This window comes from Treponema sp. R8-4-B8, assembly GCF_054786175.1.
In genome coordinates, this window is the sequence record NZ_BDHE01000221.1 from 1 (window position 1) to 655 (window position 655).

Below are 655 nucleotides of genomic sequence, written 5' to 3' on the forward strand. Positions count from 1 at the left end.
TTTATTAATAGTTGTTTCAAAAATAGTTTTATGAAAAACCTGCTCGCAAAAATATAGAAGTTTTAAAGCAAGACTTTTACCTGATGCCATGCCGCCAGTAAGGATATTAAATCCTTTAACATCCCATTCAAAGTCTTTAATAGTGAAGAAATTCTTTATTATTAATTTTTCCTGAATGACCATAAGCTTCTACAATTAGTTTAATCAATAAATTTAATGAATTCAACCTGTTTCCAAGCCTAATTTGAAACCTCTGGCTATTGAATAAATTGGTAATATTTTCAGTAAATAATAATAATTTCACAAAAAGGTAAGCTGGGAGCTAAAAAGGCAGCATCAAAGCATTGCTCCGCCTCTATGTACGTTATCTTATCGTGAGGTTGTCAAACTCAGCTTGCTTACAACAACCTTTATTCTCTCTTTGTGTTCTTCATTCCTTTGTGTTCTGCGTGTGAAAATTTCCCGTAAAACCCCTACACATCCTTAGGCCTTGTATCCTTCACCCTTACCGCTTTCCCCTCAGAAATAGGCAAACTCCCGCTTTCGTGCAATTCCACCCTCGGGCTGATCGAGATTGACGCTTGCAGAGTATCCTTAATTTTTTCCTTAAGAGCGTTCAAGGGGCGGGTGTCGTCCATGAAAGTGTCGGCGCTTA

The 655-nt window shown here is 37.3% G+C and carries 2 protein-coding genes; both read right to left on the reverse strand.

Going from position 1 to position 655, the window contains the following annotated elements; translation table 11 throughout:
* A partial coding sequence (locus ACYVRA_RS08015) for a hypothetical protein (protein ID WP_461252207.1) occupies window positions 1-183 on the reverse strand: 183 nt, incomplete at its 3' end.
* Window positions 184-473: 290 nt separating this feature from the next.
* The coding region (locus tag ACYVRA_RS08020; protein WP_461252208.1) for an acyl-CoA synthetase family protein at window positions 474-655 on the reverse strand (182 nt) is incomplete at its 5' end.